The following is a 20,863-nucleotide window of genomic DNA, read 5'->3' as shown; positions in this document are numbered from 1 at the left end:
CTTGCCGCACGTTCCAGCGCCGCGGGTGGCCCGAACCGGACTGCCGAATTATTATTGGTCCGATTCGCGTTCAAGGCGAATTATTCTCGGTCAGTTTGCAATTATTCTTGGCTTCGACGGAATTTTTCTCAGCAGCGGAATCGGGCCACGCGACCTAAATAGGCGTTGGGGTTGAAGGAGTCCCCCTGCACATGAGCGAAGCCATGAAACGACGTGGCCGGCCGGTCGGCACCGATTTGAAGTTGGACAAGATCGCGCTGGAGCAGGTGGCCGACGCGATGATCGCGAATCCGGCGTTGAAACCGATGACCGCGATGAAGGCAATCTTCGACACCGGAGCATTCACCGGACCCGGCTATCGGCAACGGCTGACCACCGTGACCCGCTGGCAGGCCAAATGGAAGACGGTCGGCGAGCAGACGCTGGCCGAGGCGCGCTGGCGCGCCGAGCGCAAGTCTTCGCGGCCGGTCGCGAGCGCCAATTTCGAGGGCCTGGTGGCATTCGGTAGCGGCTACCGCCCGCCGGAGGGCCTTCTCCGAGCCATCGAACAAGGCGCAACAGCATTGGCACGGTACGAAAAGGATTTCGGGCCCGCCATCGAGATGCACCGTAAGGCGACCGAGGCAGTGAAGCACCTCGCCCCGCTCCCGGATCAGGTTCGCTTGCAGGTGATGTTCGATTCGATGCCGCGCCAGTTGGCGATGCCCTCAGCTCGGGAGCTGGAGATGATCAAGCAAGCCTTCGACTCTCCTGCCGTGAAGGCGATGCAGGCCCTGTTCACGAAAAAGGACTGAAGTCCTAGCGAAATGAAGGGCCGGGTTCCGCAACGTCCGTGCGGCGGCTCGGCCCGAGAACCGATATCGATGAGGGGCCAAGGCTGGCGCGTCGCGACGATGCCGTCCCCCGGACGAGCCATCCCTGTGGGTAGGATCGCAACAACTCAGACGGCAAGGCCAAGCAGGCGCGAATCACACTCGGCTGGTCCCGCCCTTGCCTTGGGCGTCCTTATCCCCAGCCTAGACGTTTCGCGGACGCTCCATGGAGTGCTCCCAGCCTGTAGATTGACTAAAATCTGCTACTACCCAAAAGAGATTCGGTCCCTCGGTTGGAGTTAGGAAGTGTTGGAAAAGGAGCAAGCGATCCAGGCATTGGCCGACAGGCTGAAGCGCTTTGATGCCCCTCTTTCATTGCCGGAAGATTGGATCATCCTCTGCGACGATGATGATCTGCGCAATATGTCAAGGGCGGCGGCAAAGGCGTTGCTGGCGAGGGCAAAAAATGAGACAGCGCGTCGATGGCTGTATGCCCGGTTTGATCCCACCGACATGGATCTGGAGCTTTTTGAGAAATCCGAATGCAGCGACGATACCCAAGTATTTGACGACAAGCTCCTGAAGCAACGAGCTCTCAATTCGATCGATGATGTGGTGTCCACTGTCACTGCATTGCGAAACACGTACGCAAGTCTTGCGAGCGATTTGACACAACCGTTGGCTCGCCAGGCAACGGTGGCGGCCCGTGTCGCGTATGGCTATCCAGAAGAACGTCCGGATCGAACCGATTGCTTCGACGAAGATGTGCGTCGTCAGTGCCGACGTACCATCAATGAGATCTACAGCAGCGAGGTGAAGTTCTCCGGAACCGTGGTCTACCTGATCAGTACCGACAATCCGGAATTCGTGAAAATCGGCTTTACGACGTGCCTGGAGAGGCGGTTGAAGTCGTTACGGACGGCCTCGCATGTTGAGCCCACTATCCACCTGACGATCGAAGGCACGCGATCATTGGAACGCGAGCTTCACACACGCTTCGAAGCGGCTCGCTACAGCCGCGAATGGTTTCGGCTGACGGACGCCATCAAGACGTTCATTGCCTCGGCGGGATCATCTGAAGTTCGCGCCGGGGACGCGTCCACGTTGCAGCGGAGGATGGTCAGACGTTCACGGCACCTCCTCTCAAACTAGGGGCACTGCCGTGATCAAGATCTATGTCGACGAATCCGGGACCCATGGTGACGCGGATGTCGTAACCGTCGCTGCTTACGCCGGTCGGCCCAAAGCCTGGCGGGAATGGTCGCGGGAATGGAAAAAGGCGAAACGCCCTATCAAGGTTTTCCACGCCGTTGATGCTGCGAACCGCGTGGGCGAATTCGAAGGCTGGTCGCCCGATGAGCGCACTGAACTGGTGAAGACGCTTCTACCGGTCATCATGGGCAACAAAATTGCCGGAGCGGTGATCGCGCTCAACAAAAAGGAGTTTCGCGAAGCCACCGAGGGCAAGGAAGAACTGCTGAAGGCTCTCGGCAATCCATACACGACCTGCTTTCACTGGCTGGTGCAGTCGTTGCTCGAACTTCTGAAGTCCAACAAGAAAGAAGCTCTCAAGTTTGTTCACGAGAACAACAGCTACGAGAAAGAGGCCGCTGCTTCATTCGATTTCATCAGCAAGAACGCGAACCCAAACAAGGTACCGATGAGACTGCTGTTTGGCGGCAAGCTTGAGCAGATGCCGTTGCAGACGGCGGATATTCTGGCCTACGAGGCCTACAAACGATTTCAGGAACCAGGCAAGCCAGAACGAAAACCCTGGCAGATCCTCAAGCCAAAAGTCGTCGCGGTTCATATCGGGAAGCATAACATGGGCCAGATAGTTCAGTCGCTCGAAGAGGTCGTAAAGAATATAACGGATCAGTCCGGGCCCTCGGCGCAAAAGAACATGGCTTCCTGACAGTTCGCCGATCTGGTCACTTCGCCGGGGCGACATGACCTAGGTTGTGAGAAAGCCCCTGTCGATCTCTCGGGCAGGGGCTCAGTTTCCGCCACCGTTGGTCCTTAGCTTTGGAGCGTTTCCATCCGGCGCGATCCGTTGACGAGCCCAGCATCCCAGCGATCCCAAGTCGTCCCGCGGATTTCGAGTTAGAGCAGGGTTTGCTTCCGGTCGGCGCGATTGCGGAGACCAAAATGGCATGGGGCGCGCCTGCTGCCGTGGAGCATGCTATCTGCTGCACAGCTCCCGCTTGGTCTCACCCTTCACGCTAAGAGCCGCAGACTTCGCCGCGCCACTTGGAAGGTCACGGGCCCCACCCCATCACTACGAATGAACGTTTTTGGAACCAGATCGATCTTGAGGTTGCCGTGGTAGCTATGCGGTAGCTGGCGATTGCAGCATTTCGTCGATGACGGTATAAGTTATTGATTTTATTGGTACAGTTGGGTGGGCTCGAACCACCGACCTCCTGTTCCACAGCCAGAGGCATGGCACGACGATCGTCGGTTCTGCCGTCAGCGGCGCGGGTGTCGTTCATTTCAACGTCGGCGACAGCCGGCTGTATCGTCACTCGTCTTCCGGTCTTGTCCGACTGAGCCACGACGACGTACCGATAGGTACGAGCGGACCCGGCCCGCGTCGGTCTTCACACCTCATCACCCAGTCCCTCGGCGGGCGCGTCGCAAACACCCGCATCTGGCCGCACCTCGGCTCGACCGGGCCGCTGACGATCGGGGAGACCCTCCTGCTTTGCAGCGACGGATTGACCGACATGGTCGGTGAAGACGAAGTGGCTTCGGTTATCGATGCCGCCAAAGGCGTGGAAGACTGTGCATCCGATCCGCTCTCAAATGGCGGACGCGACAACATATCGATTGTCGTTGCAAGGATACTAAGCGCCTACGATCCGTCCCATTTGTACGCCGCAGCTACCTAGCAGCCATACCCGCACTCTTGATTTCTATCTTGCTGGAGACGTCTACGATATCTTATTGCCCCAGACCGATCATGGTTCGGGGCGGAGGCATGAGCGGCAAGGACGAAAAGACTCGGATCGAGGCATTAGGGTCGCCAGGCAGTCGGAAAATCCCACGTGTGGCGAGGCGCCATCGCAAGAACCGGGGCATGCCACCGCCCGCGACGTTCGATATCGAGACGCTGCCGGGCAGCTCTAATTTGACGGCTTTGGAGACGGCCGCGGTCATCCGGCGCACGCCCGGAGCGCTGGAGCAGTGGCGGCGCGATCCGAACCACCCGCTGAAATGGCGCTACGTCGATGGCCGCCCGCTTTATCGTGTCGATGCGGTGCGCGACTATTTGGCCGGATGCGTTAAGACCACTAAGCCGCCCCAGCCGCATAATGCTCGCGGAGACGGCCCAGCAGCTCGGCCTTGATGGGGTCGAGCGGATTCGTCCGCTGCAACCGCACGACCTTGCCGGCCCGTTTCGCACCGACCAACTCCGCGATGTAATCATGAGCCGCTTCGAACGCCATCTTGCGGATGATCCACTGTTCGTCGTGATTGTAGACCTGATCGATTCCACGCGGCTTTTGCCCGACACACAGCCGCTGGATTTCGTTGTCGTAGCCGCAGCGCGACATGATCGTTCTCAAGCTGCGCCTTAAATCATGCATGGTGAACTTGGCGACACCCGCTTCCCTGATCAGACGGTTGACCATCTTGGTGAAACCCGACATCTGGCCGCCTGTTTTCGGTGACGGGAAGACATAGTCGGACGTCGCGCGCTGGAAATGTTTCGCTGCCGCGAGTACCTCATCAACGAGGTGGGTGCGCGGCACATCGTGGTGCAGGCCCATCTTGGTCCATGCCGCATCGAAGGTGATGCGGTCATCCATGATGTGCTTTCGCCACTCGATCATGGTTGGCTCGCTGCGGCGCGGGCCACCGAGCAGGCACATCCGTGCTAATTGCCCAAAAGCCCCGAGCTTGCCGGATGCGTGCCAGACCTTGATGATCTCCTCATCGATCAGCGCGCGGCCCTTCGTTCGGCGCCCGACCCTCTGCGCACGGGTTTCCTTGGGCGCGCGATAGCCGGCGAGCACGTTGTGCTCGACGTAACCTTCACCGACACACCATTCGAGGAGTGTGTGCGTGTGCTTGCGCAGGTCCTTGGCCGCGCCGCGCTTACCGGTCTTGGTGATCTTGTCCACTGCCGCCATGATTTGCCGTCGCGTCAGCTCGCCGATGGCGAGATCGAAATGATCCTTGAGACCGCGTCGCAGCGCCGACATTGCTGGTTTCCAGTTGACGACCTGGCGTCCGGTCAAGGACGTTTCGTAGGGGCCATCTTCAATGATCAGGATCGCCAGCGTCGTGCATTGCTTGTCGGCGAGCTTTTGCCGCATTACCTCGCGCTTGGCGTCGTTCGGATCCACCCCCTTGACCACCTCGGCAGCGGCGATGGTAGCGGCCTGGCGTGCGGCCTTCTCGTTGAACTTGGGCCATGCGCCTAGCGTCTTGCGTTGGGTGCCTTTCATCCCAGGCTTGGTGAACATGTAGACCCAGGTCCGGCCGCCAGTCGCGCGCATCCTGATCGCAAGCCCTGGCTGCTCTGTGTCGTGGAGATAATGCTGCGACTTGCCCGACGGCAGCGTGGACGCACGGATCGCCGCGTCAGTGAGCTTCAGGTGGTTCTCGGGCCTGAGATCTTTACCGTTCGTTTCCATCGATCCTGCCCTTCTTCCTTGTGCCCCGGGGCACATCGAGGGGAGACCCAAAAACGGATCAGGAACCGTTCCCTTCGCGTTCCCGGCTCTGGTGTGCCCCAAGGGAAAAACTCACCGAGGGCACAGCCAGGGCATACAAATTGTAGTAAGGCCTGCTATGGCCCGTTGTGGCCCCATATGGCCAGAAATCCCTGCTGCGAAAGGGTTTTTAGAACTTCACTATGGCCAAATTTGGTTGGCTGTGGTCTACGGATTGTGGTTCACACGGGAGAGGTCCAAGGTTCGATCCCTTGTGCGCCCACCATTCATCTTCCTGAACCTGGACCAGTTGCGGATAGTCATCGACGCCTTGTCGGCGTTCGAGAATGTCCGATCAAAAATGTCGAAAACAACCCCATGCACAGTAGCCGTCGCGAGCCGGATCAATGGGTTGCGCCTTTTCCGAATCCCTTTGCTCCGTCGGGCAAAACAGGGGCAGGATGGCATCATCTGCGGCGATCGGAGTTAGCTCCGCCCTTGCCCGACGCGTGAGCTCGGCCTATCTTACTTGCGTCTTACCGAGGATGTCTGATGGCTGCCGACAAGTTGACAACGACCGTCTCAACCAAGGGCCAGGTCGTCCTGCCGAAGGCGATTCGCGAAGAGCAGCGCTGGAGGGTGGGTACGCGGCTCACGATCGAGAGCACACCGGACGGAGTGCTTCTGAAGCCGTCCTCGCCGTTCCCGACGGCCAAGCCGGGGGACGTCTTCGCGTCGCTACCCTATCGAGGCAAGCCGAAGAGCGTGAAAGAGATGGAGGCGGGCATCGCCGCAGAGGCGCGACGACGTCATGCTCGCGATTGATACCAATCTAGTCGTTCGCTACCTGACGGGCGATCATTCCCAGCAATCGGCGAAAGCCAAAGCCGTCATCGACGGAGAGGAGGTCTTCGTCTGCACGACTGTGATGCTGGAAACTGAATGGGTACTGCGCAGTGCGTATGGTTTTGACGCCAATCGCGTGTGCAAGGCGCTCCGGGGTTTCGGCGGGCTTCCCAACGTCGTGCTCGAGGATCCCGGGCTGGTCGCATTTGCTCTGGATCGGATGGACGACGGCATGGATTTTGCCGATTCGCTCCACCTTGGGCGGGCGGCATCCTGCGATGCCTTCCTGACGTTCGATCAGCGATTCGTCAGATCGGCGAAGGCGATGGGCTTGGCAAAGGTCCGGTTGCCATAAACGCGTTTGCGCTGCGCGAGGGCGCGCCACCACGCGATGCACTTCTCGCGCGTGGCGTCAGCGAGCTACGTCACGAGATCACCGCGACATGTCCGAGGCGAACGGCAGCGGACCAGATCGTGTCCAAGCAATTCGCCACAGCAGTGAGCCTCAGGTAGCCACGGATTGAGGTTCACACGGGAGAGGTCCAAGGTTTGATCCCTCAACCTTCAAGCAGCCCGATCCGGCCGCAAGGCCGCGTAGAGGCCGACGAGGGTCCCGATGGCCACCAGCGCTGCCGCCAGAAGCACCTGCAATTCCCCGTCATCGGTGGCGCCCACGGACGACACAAGCCTGGTCACGACGACGAACAAGATGCCCACTGAGGCTGCTGCACCGACGCAGAGATAGGCGAGCTCTCGCGTCAGGTTGCGGCCGAGAAGTCCGAGTGCCGTGAAATACATCGCGCAAGCGTTAGGATGAACGAACAAGGCAACGCGCGCGTAAGGACCGTAGGCGTCGAGGAGGGACTCACACCGGTTCAGCGCCGCTTTCGAAGCAACCCGCTGCAAGAGCGGTCTGAAAAAACGAGCCTGTCCGTAACTTAAGACGGCGCCCGCGATGATGGCCAGCCACGCCACGATAAAAACGGAGACATCCGCGGGCTTCGGATTCAGCGCCACGGACATCAAGATGAGGGCGGTTCCGGGAAAATAGCCAAAATACGGGAAGACCGACTCCAGGAGCACGCAGACGAACATGAAAACCGGAAACCATGATGAACCGGTCGCATCCTGGACGATGGCGTTCAAGTCGAAGAGATTCGTCTTGTACAGGACGAGGTACATGCACATGGCCAATCCAGCCAGCGCGTAAAACGGCAACGCCCCCGACAGAAACCGTCTCATCCAGCCATCGCGCGTTGTTTCGCGGGCACAGCGGAAACGATCGATATCAGCACAAGACAACCGAAACGCATGGCAGGCCGAATTCCGGCGCGGCTGCCGGGGCTCTGCTTCCCTCGTGCTTCAGGTCCCATGGACTCCGTTCCGGACAGCGACAGTGCAATGGAAATCAGGATAGCACCCTTTGCCCACGCAATCCCCCTCGTCCTCACCGCCCCCTACCTGATCGATAGAATCTCGATCTCTTGCGCGCCTGAACCGACGACGTCACCGACGACCTTCCCGATCAGCAACCTCGCAACCGGGGATGTGCCTCGCCGCCCGACAAAGGACCCCCCGACCGGCGTGACGCGCCGCTCACTCTTTCAAGTGAGCCGACCGCGAGCAGTGCGACTTCTCGTGAGGTGTAGTGCGAGCAGGCGCAGAAGCGAGGCAAGAAGGCCTGACTGGAAACACCGGCGCTCCCGGAACCGCTCAGAACCCGTGCGTCATCAAGCCGTAGACGGTTCGCACGCCGCTCACGTAGTTGCCCATGCGCAGGTTCTCGTTGGCTGCATGCTGGTTGTTGTCCGCATTCACCAGCGGGATGAGGACGAAAGGCACCTGCAGCACGCGCACGATCTCCGCGGTCGGCACCGTGCCCCCCACCATCCGGATGCGAACGGGCTCGGGCGTGGCGCCGAAGGTGTCGATCAATGCCTTGTAGGCCCATTGGCCGATCGGTGTGTCGATCGGCGAAGCCGCGGCGTTGGCCCCCTCGCTGCGGTAGGTGAAGCTCGCAAGCTTGTCGTAGCGGCTTCGCTCTTCGTCGGTCGGCGCGTCCTTCACGAGGTGATAGCCCTGCTTCTCGATGTGCGCCTCGATCAGCTTGCCGAGATAGGGTGCATCGGAGTCCGGAGTGGTGCGCAGGTCCATCTCGGCCACGGCCTTGTCGGGGACAATGTTCGCGACCTTGTCGCCCACCGCGGCGGAGGCCATGCCGCGCACATTGAGCGAAGGGTACTGCATCGCTTCCTGGTAGTTGGCGCCGACCCCGTCGGCCCGGGCAATACCCAGACGCCGCTTCAGCTCGGTCTCGTCGTCGGGCACGGCGGCCATGATCCTGCGGTCGGCCTCGCCGATCCTGACGCGATCGTAGTAGCCGGGAACCGTCACCCGCCCCTGGTCGTCCTTCATTGACGCCAACAGGCTGGCCAGCCGCTGGGCGGGGTTGGGCGCGTAGTTGCCGTAATGCCCGCTGTGCAGCGGCACCTTGGCGCCATACACGGTCAGCCGCGCATCGGCCGCGCCGCGATTGCCGAACACCAGCGTGGGTCGATTGGTGGCGTGCATGGGGCCGTCGTGGATCACGAAGGCATCGCAGCGCAGCAGGTCGCGGTGCGCCTGCATGACCTTGTCGATGTACGGAGAGCCCTTTTCTTCCTCGCTGTCGAGGATCACCTTGACGTTGATCGCCGGCTGGCCGCCGCTGGCCTTCAGTGCATCGATGGCTGCCAGCAGCATCATGATCGGGCCCTTGTCGTCCGCCGATGCCCGTGCGAACACGCGCCACTCCGGGTCAAGCGGGCCGTTGAAGAGTGGGGCAGCATCGATCTCCTCCCAGTCGCCCCTGTCCGTCCTGCGCTTGAGCACGGGCGTCCACGGACTCTTCTGCGCCCACTGCGCGGGAATCACCGGCTGGCCGTCGAGGTGCATGTAAAACAGCACGGTCTTGCGCGCGGGGTCGCTGCCCGGGTATTCGGCATAGAGCATCGGCTTGCCGTTGTTGGGCAACTGCCGTGTCGTGAAACCGCGCTTGCGGAAGGTCAGTTCCAGCCAGTCAACGTTCTTGCGGATGTCCTCCGCCACGGTGGCATCGTCGGGCAGGGACAGCAGTTCGAAGTACTCGCGGTAAGTCGCCTGCGCGTAGCGCTCGGCCTCGGCTGGGGCGAGTTCGGTGCCTGCGGCACCGTGCCCCATGAACAGGCAGGCGGCGGGAAGCAGCGCGATGAGGCTGCGCCGGCGCCGGCGGGTCTGCGAGGAAGAGGCGGTGGAAGTAAATTCAAAGGGCATGGACAGCACCAGGCAACAGCACGAAGGAAGGGCTTCACGAAGCATAAAAAGCCGCCACCTTTTCCACAATTACCGTTTTCCTGAGGTATCTTTGCGTTTCCTGCAAATCGGATCACCCCACCACCATGCCAAGCCGCCGTCTGCAGGAAACCTCGTTGCGCTATTTCCTCGAAGTGGCCCGCAGCGGTTCGCTCACTGAGGCGGCCGCGCGGCTGAGCGTCAGCATCTCGGCCGTCAGCCGTCAGGTGGCGGCGCTGGAAACGCTGCTGGGCGTGCCATTGTTCGAGCGCCGGCCACGCGGCATGGTCCCCAGCGCCGCGGGCGAATTGCTGGCGGCGCATGCCCTGCGGGGCGCGCTGGAGGCGGAGCGCGTGCTGTCGGACATCCAGGCGTTGCAGGGGCCGCTGCGCGGACGGGTGCGCATTGTCAGCTCCTCGGGCTTCGCCAGCGAGTTCCTGCCGCGCGCCATCGCGACGTTTCGGGTGCAGTATCCGGGCGTCCAGTTCCTGCTCCATGCGGTCGGCCCGACCCAGGTCAGCGATGCCGTGTTGCTCGGCGACGCGGACATCGGCCTGACCTACAGCCGCGCCGCCGTGCGCGGCATCCGGGTCGAGCATCGCCAGCCGGCCTCGGTTTTTGCGATCATGCGGCCCGACCATGCGCTGGCCGGGTCGCGCAGCGTGACCCTGGCGCAGATGCATCCCTTCCCCATCGCGCTCAGCAGCGCCGACAACACCGTGCGCCAGTTGTTCGACGTGGGCTGCAGCAACCGGGGCCTCGTGTTCGAACCGGTGCTGGTCAGCAACCGCTTCGAGGCGCTCGCCAACTTTGTCCTGAACGGCGGCGGGCTGGCCATTGCGGGCGAAATCACCGTGCGCGAGCGCTTGCGGAGGGGCGAGTTGCACGCGGCGGAAATCCGCGAGCCCGGAATGCGCGGGCGCGCGGTCGAGTTGCATACGCTGGCCGACCGCACGCTGCCGGAGGTAGTGCGAAGCTTCCTTGCGTTCTTGCGTGCGCAATTGACCGAGGCGGGCGGTGCCCGTCCGCCTGCGAAGCGGGCACGCGCGGCCCGACGCGGCCGGCGCCGTTCCGGTTAGACCTACTTCATCGCGCCTGCGTCCCCTTAACCATCTTGTAGCCCAGCCACATCGCCAGGAAGATCGGGATGCCGATGTAGGTGGCCAGAACGCCGATGCGGTCGTTCAGGAAGGCCGCATCAAGTTTTGAATGAAGCTAACCGGCGGCACTCGGGCCACCCCCACGTAGCCGGGGAATATCGACTGAGCCGAAAAATCGTGACTTCAATGACGAGCCATCTTCATACGAGAGAGTGTGCGCCTACCATTGCGGCCACCGCAAACGTGGCCTACGCGATCGATAGAATCTCGATCTCCTGACTGCCTGAACCTGCAACGTCGCCGACGGCCTTGCCGATCAGCAATCTCGCGACCGGAGCAACGAACGAAATCGATCCTGCCTTCGGATCCGCTTCGTCCTCGCCGACGATCCGATAGGTCTGCACGCGGCCATCGGCGCGGCTGAAGGTCACGGTGCTGCCGAAGGCGACCGTCTCGGTCGAGGCCGGATCGGGAATGACCTGCGCGGTGCGCAGCCTTTCCGTCAAATAGCGGGCGTCGCGCAAGGGCACCGCCGACTGCCGGCGCTTCTCGTTGACGTCCTCGATGCGCTGCGCGGCTTCATAGGCCTCGCGTGCGTCCTGAAGCTGCGCCTGCAACGCCTGGAGGCCTGCCTCCGTCACGAGGTTGGGATGCGGCGAGATCGGACGATCCGGCAGCAACGTTTCGGAGGCGGTCTCGGCACTCTCTTCTTTGGTAAAGGCGACGCTCAACTCAAAATCCCATCGAACTGTTTCGGATGGCGGCGGCGCATCCGCGCCGCAGCTGGTGGTGTCCCGGATTATATCTCAAGTTCGACGAAACGACGGAGCTTGAAGACGAGATCCGGCAATGCCTGGCGGAACCGCGTGGCGTTCCGGAACGTGGTCGAGAACGGCGCGAAGGTGACCATCGCGTTCCAGTGACGATAGCCGTAGACGGTTACCGAGACGCCAGACGCCGGAAAGTCCTCGATCTTGCGCAACTCGCCGAGAACGAGATCGGCAATGGCTTCCGCCGGCAACCGGCGCTTGCCATCCGGCGTCAGGGATTGACTGGCAGCCGCGGCCGGCGTCGCAGCGGTCACTGCTTCAACGGATGAGTCCTGTAGCTTCGGAGACTCCGCTTCGGGGATTTGCGCCACTTCGGCGACCGTGCCACCCGCCGGCACGGCTTGAACGAATCCATCAAGCGGCGGGGGCCCGGCGGCCTCTGCGCGCTTGTTGCCTCCCAGGATGCTGCTGATCATCGCCACCAGGCCAGCATCCTTCGCATCATCACTCATCACGTCCCCCGGGGCTTTGGCCTACTCTAGCACCGTTACAGCAGACCGCCACAGGGCACGCCAATCAGCGTCGAGCTTGCTCCCCTCGCGCGGCGCAACGCGAAAATCGCGTCGCGCCGCGATCCGTCACTGCTTCTCGAACGGAACGTATTGCTGGTACTCCTTCGGCACCGAGTTGCGATAGCGTGCCGGAACGGTGCCGCTATCGATCGAATGATCGAGCTCCTGCTGCGTCATCCTCTTCGGCAGCTTCTTCACTGGCTTCTTTTCGGCGCTCTTCTTTGGGCCGGTCGCCGGGCTTGGTGTGTCGGTGGCCGCGCTCGGCGTTGTCGTCGCGGCCGGCGTGGAGGTCGCGGCCGGCGGAAGCGGTGCGGTGGTCGCGGCTGCCGGCGGAGTGTCGCCCGCAGCCGGCGCGCTCTGCGCCAGCGCAAGCGGTGTTTGCATGATGAGCGCCAGCGTTGCAGTCGCAGCCAGCAAATATGATTTTTGCATCAGAACCTCCAAAATGCCTGATCTTCAATGACGGAAGCGTAGTCCCGCGGGATCGGCGCGTGCAAGTGTACTCAAGATACCGGAACCCGGTTTCGAACTGTGGTCGAGATCACATAACCCACAGCGGCTTGCATCATCATAGCGCATGTCGAACGCAGCACGCGCTGCAGAGACAAGGACGGGTACGACAAAGTGTCGGGCGAGTCCCCGGAACACGGGAGGCCCGGCTGATGTTCCCCGTCCACGCGTTCTCGCAACCGTTCTCGAAGGGAGACTGACATGCGTCGCACCATCCTCACTCTCGCGTCACTCGCAGCGCTGATCGCCGCGACCTTCCCTGCGGCCCAGGCCGACGCCGGAAACGACAGATACTGCCTGCAAGGCCGCAGCTGGGGCTATCCCGGCAATTGCCAGTTCGCGAACTATCAGCAATGCCTCGCCGCGGCCTCCGGCACGTCGGCCCATTGCGGCATCAATCCGAGCTACGCGTTCTCGCAACGGCGCGACTATCGATGATACGAGGGCGTGCACACGCCGCTACAATTTTTACGCGAATACGATTTTCGCCACGACAATCGCTTCGCCGATTAGGTCGGCGAAGCTGACATTGCTTCCACTCGCTGTCGTCGATGACGAGAATGTTATTCGGCATCGACGCGAGAAAAATTTGCGAAGCGCATCCGCAGCTTGGTCGCAACGCTTGCTCATGGAACCGCATCGATGTCGCGCGATGTGTGAAGCAGCGGCTTGTGACGCCGAATTCCCCGATCTAGCCTCGCCTGCATATTTTATGACGAACAACTTTAGCTTTAGTCGTTATCCGCCGTAACTTTTCAAGGAGGTTATTGATGAGCAGCCGTCACGCTATTACTCCGCGCGGTCTGAACGCCACCCGTTCGTCGCTATCGCAGGGCCGCTTCGGCCGCATGTTCCGCAATCTGACGCCGGCGAAATTCGGTCCCAATGACGCCGACAACGTCGCCAACCTCTCGGCGCTGGCCGACAAGATGGTCGGCGATTTCGACCCGCCCAAGGACAGCCCCGATGCCGAAGAGAGCGGGATTCCCGCGCTCTACACCTATTTCGGTCAGTTCATCGATCACGACATCACCTTCGATCCCGTGAGCTTGCTGACCAAGCAGCAGGACCCTGACGGGCTCGTCGATTTCCGTACCCCCGCGCTGGATATGGACAATCTCTACGGACGCGGTCCGGGTGACCAGCCCTACATGTACGACAATGCCGGCAAGTTCCTGCTCGGCGAAACCTTGACCGGCGCCGGCGTATCCAACGCCAACGATTTGCCGCGTTTCAAGGGCCGCGCGCTGATCGGCGATCCCCGCAACGACGAGAACAGCATCGTCTCGCAGTTGCAGGGGCTCATGCAGCGCTTCCACAACCGCATGATCGACGACAATGACGGCCTCTCCTTCCAGGACGTGCAACAGCGTGTCCGCTTTCACTACCAGTATGTCGTGCTGAACGACTTCCTGCCGCGCATCGTCCATGCCAGCGTGCTGGATGATCTCATGACCGCGGGCCGCTACGATCGCAGCAGGCTGGCTTACTACCACTGGAAGAATTTTCCGTTCATGCCGGTCGAATTCTCCGTCGCGGCCTATCGGCTCGGACATTCGATGATCCGTCCCGGCTATCGGCTGAACGACGCCGACAACATGCTGCTCCAGATCTTCCCCGATCCCAACAACCCCGACAACAACGCTCTGACCGGCTTCCGCTCCATGGGTCCGGGACGCGCCATCGACTGGGGTCGCTTCATCGACATCGACACGCGCCCTTACGGCGTCGAGGACGACACCACCAATCCCGACAACAAGCGGCGGCTTCAGTTCGCCTATCGCATCGATACGTCGCTGGTCGATCCGCTGCGCAAGCTGCCGCCGGAGGTCGCCTCCAATCCGGCATCGCTGGCGCTTCGCAATCTCGAACGCAGCTGGCGGCTTGGCCTGCCCTCGGGCCAGGCTGTCGCCAGGGCGATGCACCTGACGCCACTGACCGACGAGCAGATCACCATCGGCAGGGCCGTCGACTCTCCCGAAGCAGGCGATCCGCAAGTTCCGATCGCGTCGATCGCGAATGGCGCCTTCGCCGGCAACTGCCCGCTCTGGACCTACATCCTCGCCGAGGCGCGTCAGTTCCAGACCGCCGTCACGATCCCGGCTACCGGTGCGCCGGCGAGCGGCATCAATACGCCGCAGCTCGGCCCGGTCGGTGGACGCATCGTCGCCGAAGTCTTCCTCGGCATGATGTTCGGCGACAGTTCGTCCATGCTGTCACTCGATCCCAATTGGGCGCCGGTGACCGGCAGCAATTTCCAGCTGAAGGATCTTGTTGCCTATGCGCTGGGCCAGGGCGATCCCTTGCATTAAGCTGGTGAGGATCGATGATGCAAGGGCTGCTCGCGTCACGCGGGCGGCCTTTGCCGCTAAAAGCGTGATGAAAATAGGTTCGCAGGCTGTCCGTAGTTCACCTCTCCCCGATGGGGAAAGGTGAACCACGTCCTGAGCGCGCATCGATTCAACCAAAACTCAGCCAGCTCTAGGGCGTATCCTGATAACTCGTCGCGTCCGGTTTGCCCTCAGAAGGCGACATTGAGGCCGACATGCCACCATGTCGGCCTTGGGGCCATAAGGAGACTTGTTCAACGGGCATCCGCCGAGCAAAGTAATTTGCGTCTTAGCTTCCTCTCCCACGGAGGTTCTTCAGTGACATCCAACCCTTGGCTCACTCTCCTCGGACTGATCAACGGCTTTCAGGTCACACAGGCAATTCATGTCGCGTCAACTCTTCGTATCGCAGACCATCTGAAAGGCGGCTCTCGTTCGGCAGAGGAATTGGCGCCCTTAACGAAAAGCCATGCAGGCGCTCTCTACCGACTGCTGCGGGCGCTCGCCGCAGTGGGCGTTTTTGAGGAAGATGAAAACCGAAGGTTTGCGCTGACACCAATGGGAGATTGTTTGCGCACTGACTCCGCGACACCGATCGGCGCGTGGGCGGAGTGCGTCGGAAGTCCCTACGTTTGGAGCACATGGGGCCATCTGCTGTACAGCATTCGAACCGGCGAGAATGCCTTTCAAAGTCTCAACGGTAAGGACATTTGGAATTATCGCGCCGAACGTCCGGAGGAGAGCGCGGTCTTCGATCGCGCCATGACGGAGTTTTCGCGCGGCGGCGCTGAAGCCGTTATCGGCGCGTATGATTTCTCCGCTTTCCATCATGTTGTGGATGTGGGTGGCGGACGCGGCTTAATGCTGGCAGCCATTCTTACCGCTCATCCCCGGATGCAAGGCACGTTGTTCGATCAGCCAGGGGTCATTGCCGGAGCCGAGGCGGTTCTGGAAGCGCACGGCGTCGTCGACCGTTGCCGAATGGTAGGCGGAAGTTTCTTCGAATCGGTACCTGAAGGCGGAGATGCCTACGTGATGCGGGTGGTGATTCACGATTGGGACGATGACGAAGCGATCGCCATTTTGAAGGCGTGCCGGCGTGCGATGCGGGAGACGGCGAAGTTGGTTCTCATCGAGCGAATTATCGCGCCAGCGAACGAAGTACCGGCGACAAAATTCATGGACCTCCACATGTTGGCTTTGCCGGGTGGGCGGGAGCGGACTCGTGACGAGTTCTCTGACCTGCTTGCCAAGTCTGGCTTCGAGCTGGCGCGCGTTGTGCCAGCGGGTAGAATCAATGTCATCGAGGCCCGGCCATATTGAGCACAAGGCGGCCCGGCCTCGGTGACATCCGTTCCGGGTCATAAGCAGTCGATGCTGGCCAAGCGGAGCGACTTCCGCTTTGTCCTTGAGATCTGACGTTTGGGAGTACACGCCCTAATGCGCGGCTCCGAGGCCGAGCTCCGCGAGGCGCGTCGCGAACCAGAGCGAGTTTGGTTGATCCACGACACCGCCGACATAGACCTCGGACATCGTCACACGCTGCTTGTCGAGCACCAGCAGCACGCCGATCCAATAGGCGAACCAGACATGCGGGTCGGTCAGCGCCTTCAGCTTGTGCTGGTCATGCTCCACCGGCGTGTGATTGCTCGCCTTGCGGATCTCGACGGTGAGCAGATTGTTCGGGATCTCGCGCTGATGCACGACGACGTCGGGATAGATCGACTTGCCGAGATGATCGTCGGTCGAGATGATCGTGCCGTGCGGCAGATGCAGCGTACGCTCGCCGAGCCGGTCGTAATTGCAATCGACGGCCCAGCCGGAGAACTGCCGCTCGAGATAGACGGCGAAGCGGTGCGTGATGGCACGCTCGCCGATGTCTTTCTCGAACAGGAACCCTTCGTGCGCGTAAAACTCCCGGAGCGCCGCAATCACCTTGTTCAGCTCGGTCTGCATCGTGCCTCCGGGCCTTTGGCGCTCCGTGTCGTAAGCGCCCTTACATCTGAACTTCGATCAGCCGCGGGCCCGGCTCGGCGACGGCTTCGGCCAGCGCCTTGTTGAACTCGTCCGCGTTGGTGACGGCGCGGCCGGGCACGCCCATGCCCTTTGCCAGCGCCACGAAATCCAGCGTCGGCCGGTCGAGCTTCAGCATGTCGTTGGCGCGCTGGCCGGGCTCACCGGCACCGACATTGTCGAACTCGCCACGCAGGATCTGGTAGATGCGGTTGGCGAACACGATGGTGACGATGTTGAGGTTCTCTCTAGCCTGCGTCCACAGCGACTGGATCGTGTACATCGCGCTGCCGTCGCCGACCATGCAGATCACCTTGCGGTCCGGGCACGCGATCGCGGCGCCGATCGAGAGCGGCGTCGAGAAGCCGATCGAGCCGCCCATGTTCTGGAGCCAGTCGTGCGGGGCGGCGGCCGCCGTCGGCGGGAAGAAGGCGCGGCCGGTGGTGAGCGACTCGTCGACCATGATCGCGTTCTCGGGGATCGCGTACGCGATCGCCTGCGCGATCGAGGCATGGGTCAGCGCGCCGGTCGGCTTGACCAGCTCAGCCAAGGCCTGCGGCTTGACGTCCTTCGCGCTCGCCTTCACGGCGCCGGCAAGCGCTTCCAGCGCTGCGACCGAATTCTCGCCCCAGGAGGTCATGCGATGCACGTCGCAGCCGTCGGGCTTGAGCATGCTCGGCTTGTTCGGATAGGCGAAGAACGCCACGGGATCATCGGACTCGACCAGCACGATGTGACGGAATTTCGCCAGCATCGGCAGCGCGTTTTCGATCACATAGTGGATGCGGTCGATCGAGAAGCGGCCGCGGCCGCGCGCCATCTTCGGGCGGAAGGTCGGGCCCATGACTGTGCAGCCGGTCTTGGCGGCGATGCGCTCGGCCAGCGCCAGGCCCTTTTCGCTCAGCGCGCTGCCGGTCATCAGCAGCAGCGTGCCCTCGCCGTCGCCGTGCAAAATCCTGGCGGCCTGCTCGACCGCCTGCGGCGAATAGCTCGCGCGCTGCTGCTCGGCCGGCACCTCGGCGATGCCGTCGGCCTCGTTCCAGGCGGTGTCGGCAGGCAGGATCAGGGTCGCGATCTGCGGTGGGGCGCTCTTGGCGGCGGCGATCGCCGCGGCACCGTCGGCGGCGACCGATTTGGAGTTCGGCGAGGTGCGGACCCAGGACGACATCGGCCGGGCCAGGCCCTCGATGTCGGAGGTCAGCGGCGCGTTGTAGTCGATGTGGTAGACCGCGTGCTGGCCGACGATGTTGACGATGCCGGAATTCGCCTTCTTGGCGTTGTGCAGATTGGCAAGGCCGTTGGCGAGGCCGGGGCCGAGATGCAGCAGCGTCGAGGCCGGCGTGCCCTTCATGCGGAAATAGCCGTCGGCGGCACCGGTCACGACGCCTTCAAACAGGCCGAGCACGCAGCGCATGCCGGGCACGCGGTCGAGCGCTGCGACAAAATGCATCTCGGAGGTGCCGGGGTTGGAGAAGCAGACGTCGACCCCACCCTTGACCATCGTCCGCACCAGGCTTTCCGCACCGTTCATCCGTCAGCTCCCAACCGGCAATGTCCAATAATCCGTCCGATCAATCATTGTTCGCCGCCTCCGTCAAAGCAATAGGCGGCATTGCTGCCCTGCCCGGCCCGACGACGCGGCGGTTTGGATAATGTTTTTTCGGCAGACCGGCGCGGCTTCCGAATTTGGTAACGCCATTCGTTAAGGATGGCTTATTCGTAAAGGATCTGCCTCACGGGGGCGTGGCTTGCGGAAACCCCGCAAATATGGCCTCTGGCTCTCGTTGAATCGATTTTTTTGCTGGGGGAAACAATGATCCGGTTTTTTGCCGCGCCGATCGCCGCCATCGCACTGCTGACGGCCACCGCCGGCGGCGCACGCGCCGAAGAATTCGACTCGCGCGACATCATGGGCGGCGGCCCCAACTTCTTCCGCGGCGGCTCGAGCCCGATCCCCCGCACCACCGTGAACTATTCCGGCAATTACGCCCCCGGCACGATCGTGGTGAACACCTCCGAGAGGCGGCTCTATCTGGTGCTCCAGAACGGCCAGGCGCTGCGCTACGGCATCGGCGTCGGCCGCGACGGCTTCCGCTGGGGCGGGGTGCACAAGATCACCGCCAAGAAGGAGTGGCCGGAATGGACGCCGCCGTCGCAGATGATCGCACGCCGGCCGGACCTGCCGCGCCACATGAAGGGCGGCATTGAAAACCCGCTCGGCGCGCGCGCGATGTATCTGGGCTCGACGCTCTACCGCATCCACGGCTCCAACGAGCCGGAGACGATCGGCCAGGCGGTGTCCTCGGGCTGTTTCCGCATGACCAATGACGACGTCACCGATCTCTATGGCCGCGTCGGGGTCGGCACCACCGTGGTCGTGCTGAACAACTAGCGCTCGGCCACAGCGGGAACCCGCAGGGCGCGTGAATATGCGGACTTGTGCGCAGCCAACGAATACGGCAGCGTCGCGTAACGATGAGCGCATTAAACTCGCCCTCGCTTTGCCTTCGCTTCGCCCTGCTGGCGCTCGCAGCGCTCACATTCGCCGGTGACACCGCTACCATGGCCGCGGCAGGCGAACTGCCCGCGATCGCGTCGCGCCAGCGCGCCGAGAAGAAGAGCTTTACCGACGCCGAGATTGTCGACGGCTTCCTGAAGACCGCATTCGGCGCTGAATACCACCTCGCCGGCCGCGTCGACCGCATCCGCAAATTCGACGGGCCGGTGCGGGTATTTGCCGAGACCGACCGCGCCGATCGCAAGACGCAGCTTGCCAAGGTCGTGGCCGACATCGGCACCCGCGTGCAGCATCTCGACATCGCCATGACCGACACCAGCGAGGCGGCGAATGTGCGGGTGAAGCTGGTGCGCGACCGCGATCTCTACCGCACCATCACCAGCTTCTACGGCGCCGAGAGGGCGCGCGAGATCCGCACCTCGCTCGATCCGCAATGCCTGTCCGGCTTCCGCAAGAACGACAATTTCGAGATCGAGCATTCCGACGTCATCCTCACCGTCGACAATGGCGACTTCACCTTCCTCGACTGCGCCTATGAGGAGCTGCTGCAATCGCTCGGCCCGATCAACGACACCGCGAGCGTGCCCTGGACCATGTTCAACGACAATGTCTCGATGGGCTATTTCGACGTCTACGACCAATACATCCTCAATGTACTCTACGATCCCCGCATCAAAGCGGGGATGACCGTGCTTGAGGTGAGGTCGGTGCTGCCCGAGGTGCTCGTCGACGTGCGCGCCTGGGTGAAGCGGGTGAATGATCTGAAGGAGTGACGCCCTCTTTCCCTCTCCCCTTGTGAGGGCTTTGCATAATCGGCTGCACGTGATTCTTTGAATCATGGCTGATTCTAGCGAGGGGAGCCATGGTTGAGCGCAATGTCGGTCAGATGAGCTTGGCGGATGGCCTGGTTCGGGCACCGCGAAGCAGCATCCTGGATGAGGTGGAGGCTGTTGTGGATTGGGCGCCGCTGCGCTCGCTGCTTGGCAAGCGGGGCGGCGATGGTGCCGGCAACAGCAGCTATCCGGCGGAAGTCTTGCTTCGCTGCTTGCTCGCCGGGATCTGGCACAATCTGTCTGATCCCGCGCTGGAAGCGGCCATTGCAGACCGGTTGTCGTTCCGCCGCTTTGTTGGTCTGAGCCTGCACGATCAGACCCCGGATCACACGACATTGTGGCGGTTTCGGCAGGAACTCGCCAAGGACGGTCTGATCGAGAAGATCTTCACTGAGATCAATCGGCAGTTGGAGGCCAAGAAGCTGATCCTCAAGCAGGGAACGCTGGTCGACGCCTCGTTAATCGCGGCACGAGCCACTCCGCCCCGCAAGGCACGCAAGGATGGCGAGGATACGCCACCCAAACCATCTGCGGATCGCGATGCTCGCTGGGGCCGGAAAGGCAAAAAGAGCGTGTTCGGCTATAAAAT

At 62.0% G+C, this 20,863-nt stretch carries 21 protein-coding genes and 1 pseudogene; 13 read left to right on the top strand and 9 right to left on the bottom strand.

Annotated features, from left to right (window positions below):
- The first annotated feature begins 191 nt into the window (after nt 1-191).
- From UB31_RS27745 to UB31_RS41695, 4 genes are all read left to right on the top strand, one after another.
- Complete coding sequence (locus UB31_RS27745) at nt 192-794, top strand: hypothetical protein (protein ID WP_045013159.1); 603 nt, start codon at nt 192-194, stop codon at nt 792-794.
- 324 nt (nt 795-1,118) lie between these two features.
- Entirely contained in the window at nt 1,119-1,964 is an 846-nt protein-coding gene (locus tag UB31_RS27740; RefSeq protein WP_156175584.1) for a GIY-YIG nuclease family protein, read from the top strand.
- 10 nt (nt 1,965-1,974) lie between these two features.
- Nucleotides 1,975-2,727, top strand: coding sequence for a DUF3800 domain-containing protein (locus UB31_RS27735; RefSeq protein ID WP_045013157.1), 753 nt, complete (start codon nt 1,975-1,977; stop codon nt 2,725-2,727).
- A gap of 802 nt (nt 2,728-3,529) precedes the next feature.
- On the top strand, nt 3,530-3,703 hold the full coding sequence (locus UB31_RS41695) for a hypothetical protein (RefSeq protein ID WP_156175583.1): 174 nt from the start codon (nt 3,530-3,532) through the stop codon (nt 3,701-3,703).
- Nucleotides 3,704-4,105: 402 nt separating this feature from the next.
- On the opposite strand, the gene UB31_RS27730 is transcribed toward UB31_RS41695, so the two are convergent.
- Nucleotides 4,106-5,455, bottom strand: coding sequence for a tyrosine-type recombinase/integrase (locus tag UB31_RS27730; RefSeq protein WP_007614457.1), 1,350 nt, complete (start codon nt 5,453-5,455; stop codon nt 4,106-4,108).
- 567 nt (nt 5,456-6,022) lie between these two features.
- On the opposite strand from UB31_RS27730, the gene UB31_RS42260 reads away from it, so the two are divergent.
- Together UB31_RS42260 and UB31_RS27720 are read left to right on the top strand one after the other, a co-directional pair.
- On the top strand, nt 6,023-6,298 hold the full coding sequence (locus tag UB31_RS42260) for an AbrB/MazE/SpoVT family DNA-binding domain-containing protein (protein WP_045003440.1): 276 nt from the start codon (nt 6,023-6,025) through the stop codon (nt 6,296-6,298).
- Complete coding sequence (locus UB31_RS27720) at nt 6,285-6,674, top strand: type II toxin-antitoxin system VapC family toxin (protein ID WP_045003442.1); 390 nt, start codon at nt 6,285-6,287, stop codon at nt 6,672-6,674. The genes UB31_RS42260 and UB31_RS27720 overlap by 14 nt, the downstream gene beginning before the upstream one ends.
- A gap of 209 nt (nt 6,675-6,883) precedes the next feature.
- Here UB31_RS27720 and UB31_RS27715 read toward each other — a convergent pair whose 3' ends face one another.
- From UB31_RS27715 to UB31_RS27710, 3 genes and pseudogenes are all read right to left on the bottom strand, one after another.
- Nucleotides 6,884-7,561, bottom strand: a complete 678-nt coding sequence (locus tag UB31_RS27715) for a membrane protein (protein ID WP_045003444.1) — start codon at nt 7,559-7,561, stop codon at nt 6,884-6,886.
- A 215-nt stretch (nt 7,562-7,776) separates the two neighbouring features.
- Nucleotides 7,777-7,866, bottom strand: a pseudogene (locus tag UB31_RS42690) (transcription elongation factor GreA); the annotation flags it as partial.
- A gap of 166 nt (nt 7,867-8,032) precedes the next feature.
- Nucleotides 8,033-9,610: a M20/M25/M40 family metallo-hydrolase gene (locus UB31_RS27710; protein WP_050044846.1), complete on the bottom strand. Its 1,578-nt coding sequence runs from the start codon at nt 9,608-9,610 to the stop codon at nt 8,033-8,035.
- Between the two features lie 155 nt (nt 9,611-9,765).
- On the opposite strand from UB31_RS27710, the gene UB31_RS27705 reads away from it, so the two are divergent.
- Nucleotides 9,766-10,707 carry a LysR family transcriptional regulator gene (locus tag UB31_RS27705; protein WP_197087249.1) on the top strand — a complete coding sequence of 314 codons (942 nt, stop codon included), beginning with the start codon at nt 9,766-9,768 and terminating at the stop codon, nt 10,705-10,707.
- A gap of 269 nt (nt 10,708-10,976) precedes the next feature.
- Here the strand turns inward: UB31_RS27705 and greA are convergent, their stop codons facing one another.
- The 3 genes from greA to UB31_RS27690 form a co-directional block, all read right to left on the bottom strand.
- A complete protein-coding gene (greA, locus tag UB31_RS27700) occupies nt 10,977-11,459 on the bottom strand; it encodes a transcription elongation factor GreA (protein ID WP_045003446.1) in 483 nt (160 codons plus the stop codon).
- A gap of 68 nt (nt 11,460-11,527) precedes the next feature.
- Entirely contained in the window at nt 11,528-12,010 is a 483-nt protein-coding gene (locus UB31_RS27695; RefSeq protein ID WP_045003447.1) for a hypothetical protein, read from the bottom strand.
- Between the two features lie 126 nt (nt 12,011-12,136).
- Entirely contained in the window at nt 12,137-12,502 is a 366-nt protein-coding gene (locus UB31_RS27690; protein ID WP_045004182.1) for a hypothetical protein, read from the bottom strand.
- A 279-nt stretch (nt 12,503-12,781) separates the two neighbouring features.
- Here UB31_RS27690 and UB31_RS27685 point away from each other — a divergent pair, with 279 nt between their 5' ends.
- From UB31_RS27685 to UB31_RS27675, 3 genes are all read left to right on the top strand, one after another.
- Nucleotides 12,782-13,018 carry a DUF3551 domain-containing protein gene (locus UB31_RS27685; RefSeq protein WP_045003448.1) on the top strand — a complete coding sequence of 79 codons (237 nt, stop codon included), beginning with the start codon at nt 12,782-12,784 and terminating at the stop codon, nt 13,016-13,018.
- A gap of 332 nt (nt 13,019-13,350) precedes the next feature.
- Nucleotides 13,351-14,892 (top strand): peroxidase family protein, encoded by a 1,542-nt coding sequence (locus tag UB31_RS27680; RefSeq protein WP_045003449.1) that lies wholly within the window; start codon nt 13,351-13,353, stop codon nt 14,890-14,892.
- A 336-nt stretch (nt 14,893-15,228) separates the two neighbouring features.
- Nucleotides 15,229-16,233, top strand: coding sequence for a methyltransferase (locus UB31_RS27675; RefSeq protein WP_045013291.1), 1,005 nt, complete (start codon nt 15,229-15,231; stop codon nt 16,231-16,233).
- Between the two features lie 114 nt (nt 16,234-16,347).
- On the opposite strand, the gene UB31_RS27670 is transcribed toward UB31_RS27675, so the two are convergent.
- Nucleotides 16,348-16,866: a hypothetical protein gene (locus UB31_RS27670; RefSeq protein ID WP_045003451.1), complete on the bottom strand. Its 519-nt coding sequence runs from the start codon at nt 16,864-16,866 to the stop codon at nt 16,348-16,350.
- A 40-nt stretch (nt 16,867-16,906) separates the two neighbouring features.
- On the bottom strand, nt 16,907-18,454 hold the full coding sequence (locus UB31_RS27665) for an acetolactate synthase large subunit (RefSeq protein WP_045003453.1): 1,548 nt from the start codon (nt 18,452-18,454) through the stop codon (nt 16,907-16,909).
- Nucleotides 18,455-18,736: 282 nt separating this feature from the next.
- Between UB31_RS27665 and UB31_RS27660 the strand changes: the two genes are divergently transcribed.
- The 3 genes from UB31_RS27660 to UB31_RS27650 all read left to right on the top strand — a co-directional run.
- Complete coding sequence (locus tag UB31_RS27660; protein WP_045003455.1) at nt 18,737-19,315, top strand: L,D-transpeptidase; 579 nt, start codon at nt 18,737-18,739, stop codon at nt 19,313-19,315.
- An 83-nt stretch (nt 19,316-19,398) separates the two neighbouring features.
- Nucleotides 19,399-20,214 (top strand): DUF2927 domain-containing protein, encoded by an 816-nt coding sequence (locus UB31_RS27655; RefSeq protein ID WP_045003457.1) that lies wholly within the window; start codon nt 19,399-19,401, stop codon nt 20,212-20,214.
- An 89-nt stretch (nt 20,215-20,303) separates the two neighbouring features.
- A partial coding sequence (locus tag UB31_RS27650) for an IS5/IS1182 family transposase (protein WP_045009489.1) occupies nt 20,304-20,863 on the top strand: 560 nt, incomplete at its 3' end.

This window comes from Bradyrhizobium sp. LTSP849 (assembly GCF_000938255.1).
GTDB lineage: Bacteria > Pseudomonadota > Alphaproteobacteria > Rhizobiales > Xanthobacteraceae > Bradyrhizobium.
This window is presented reverse-complemented; position numbering and strand designations above follow the sequence as displayed.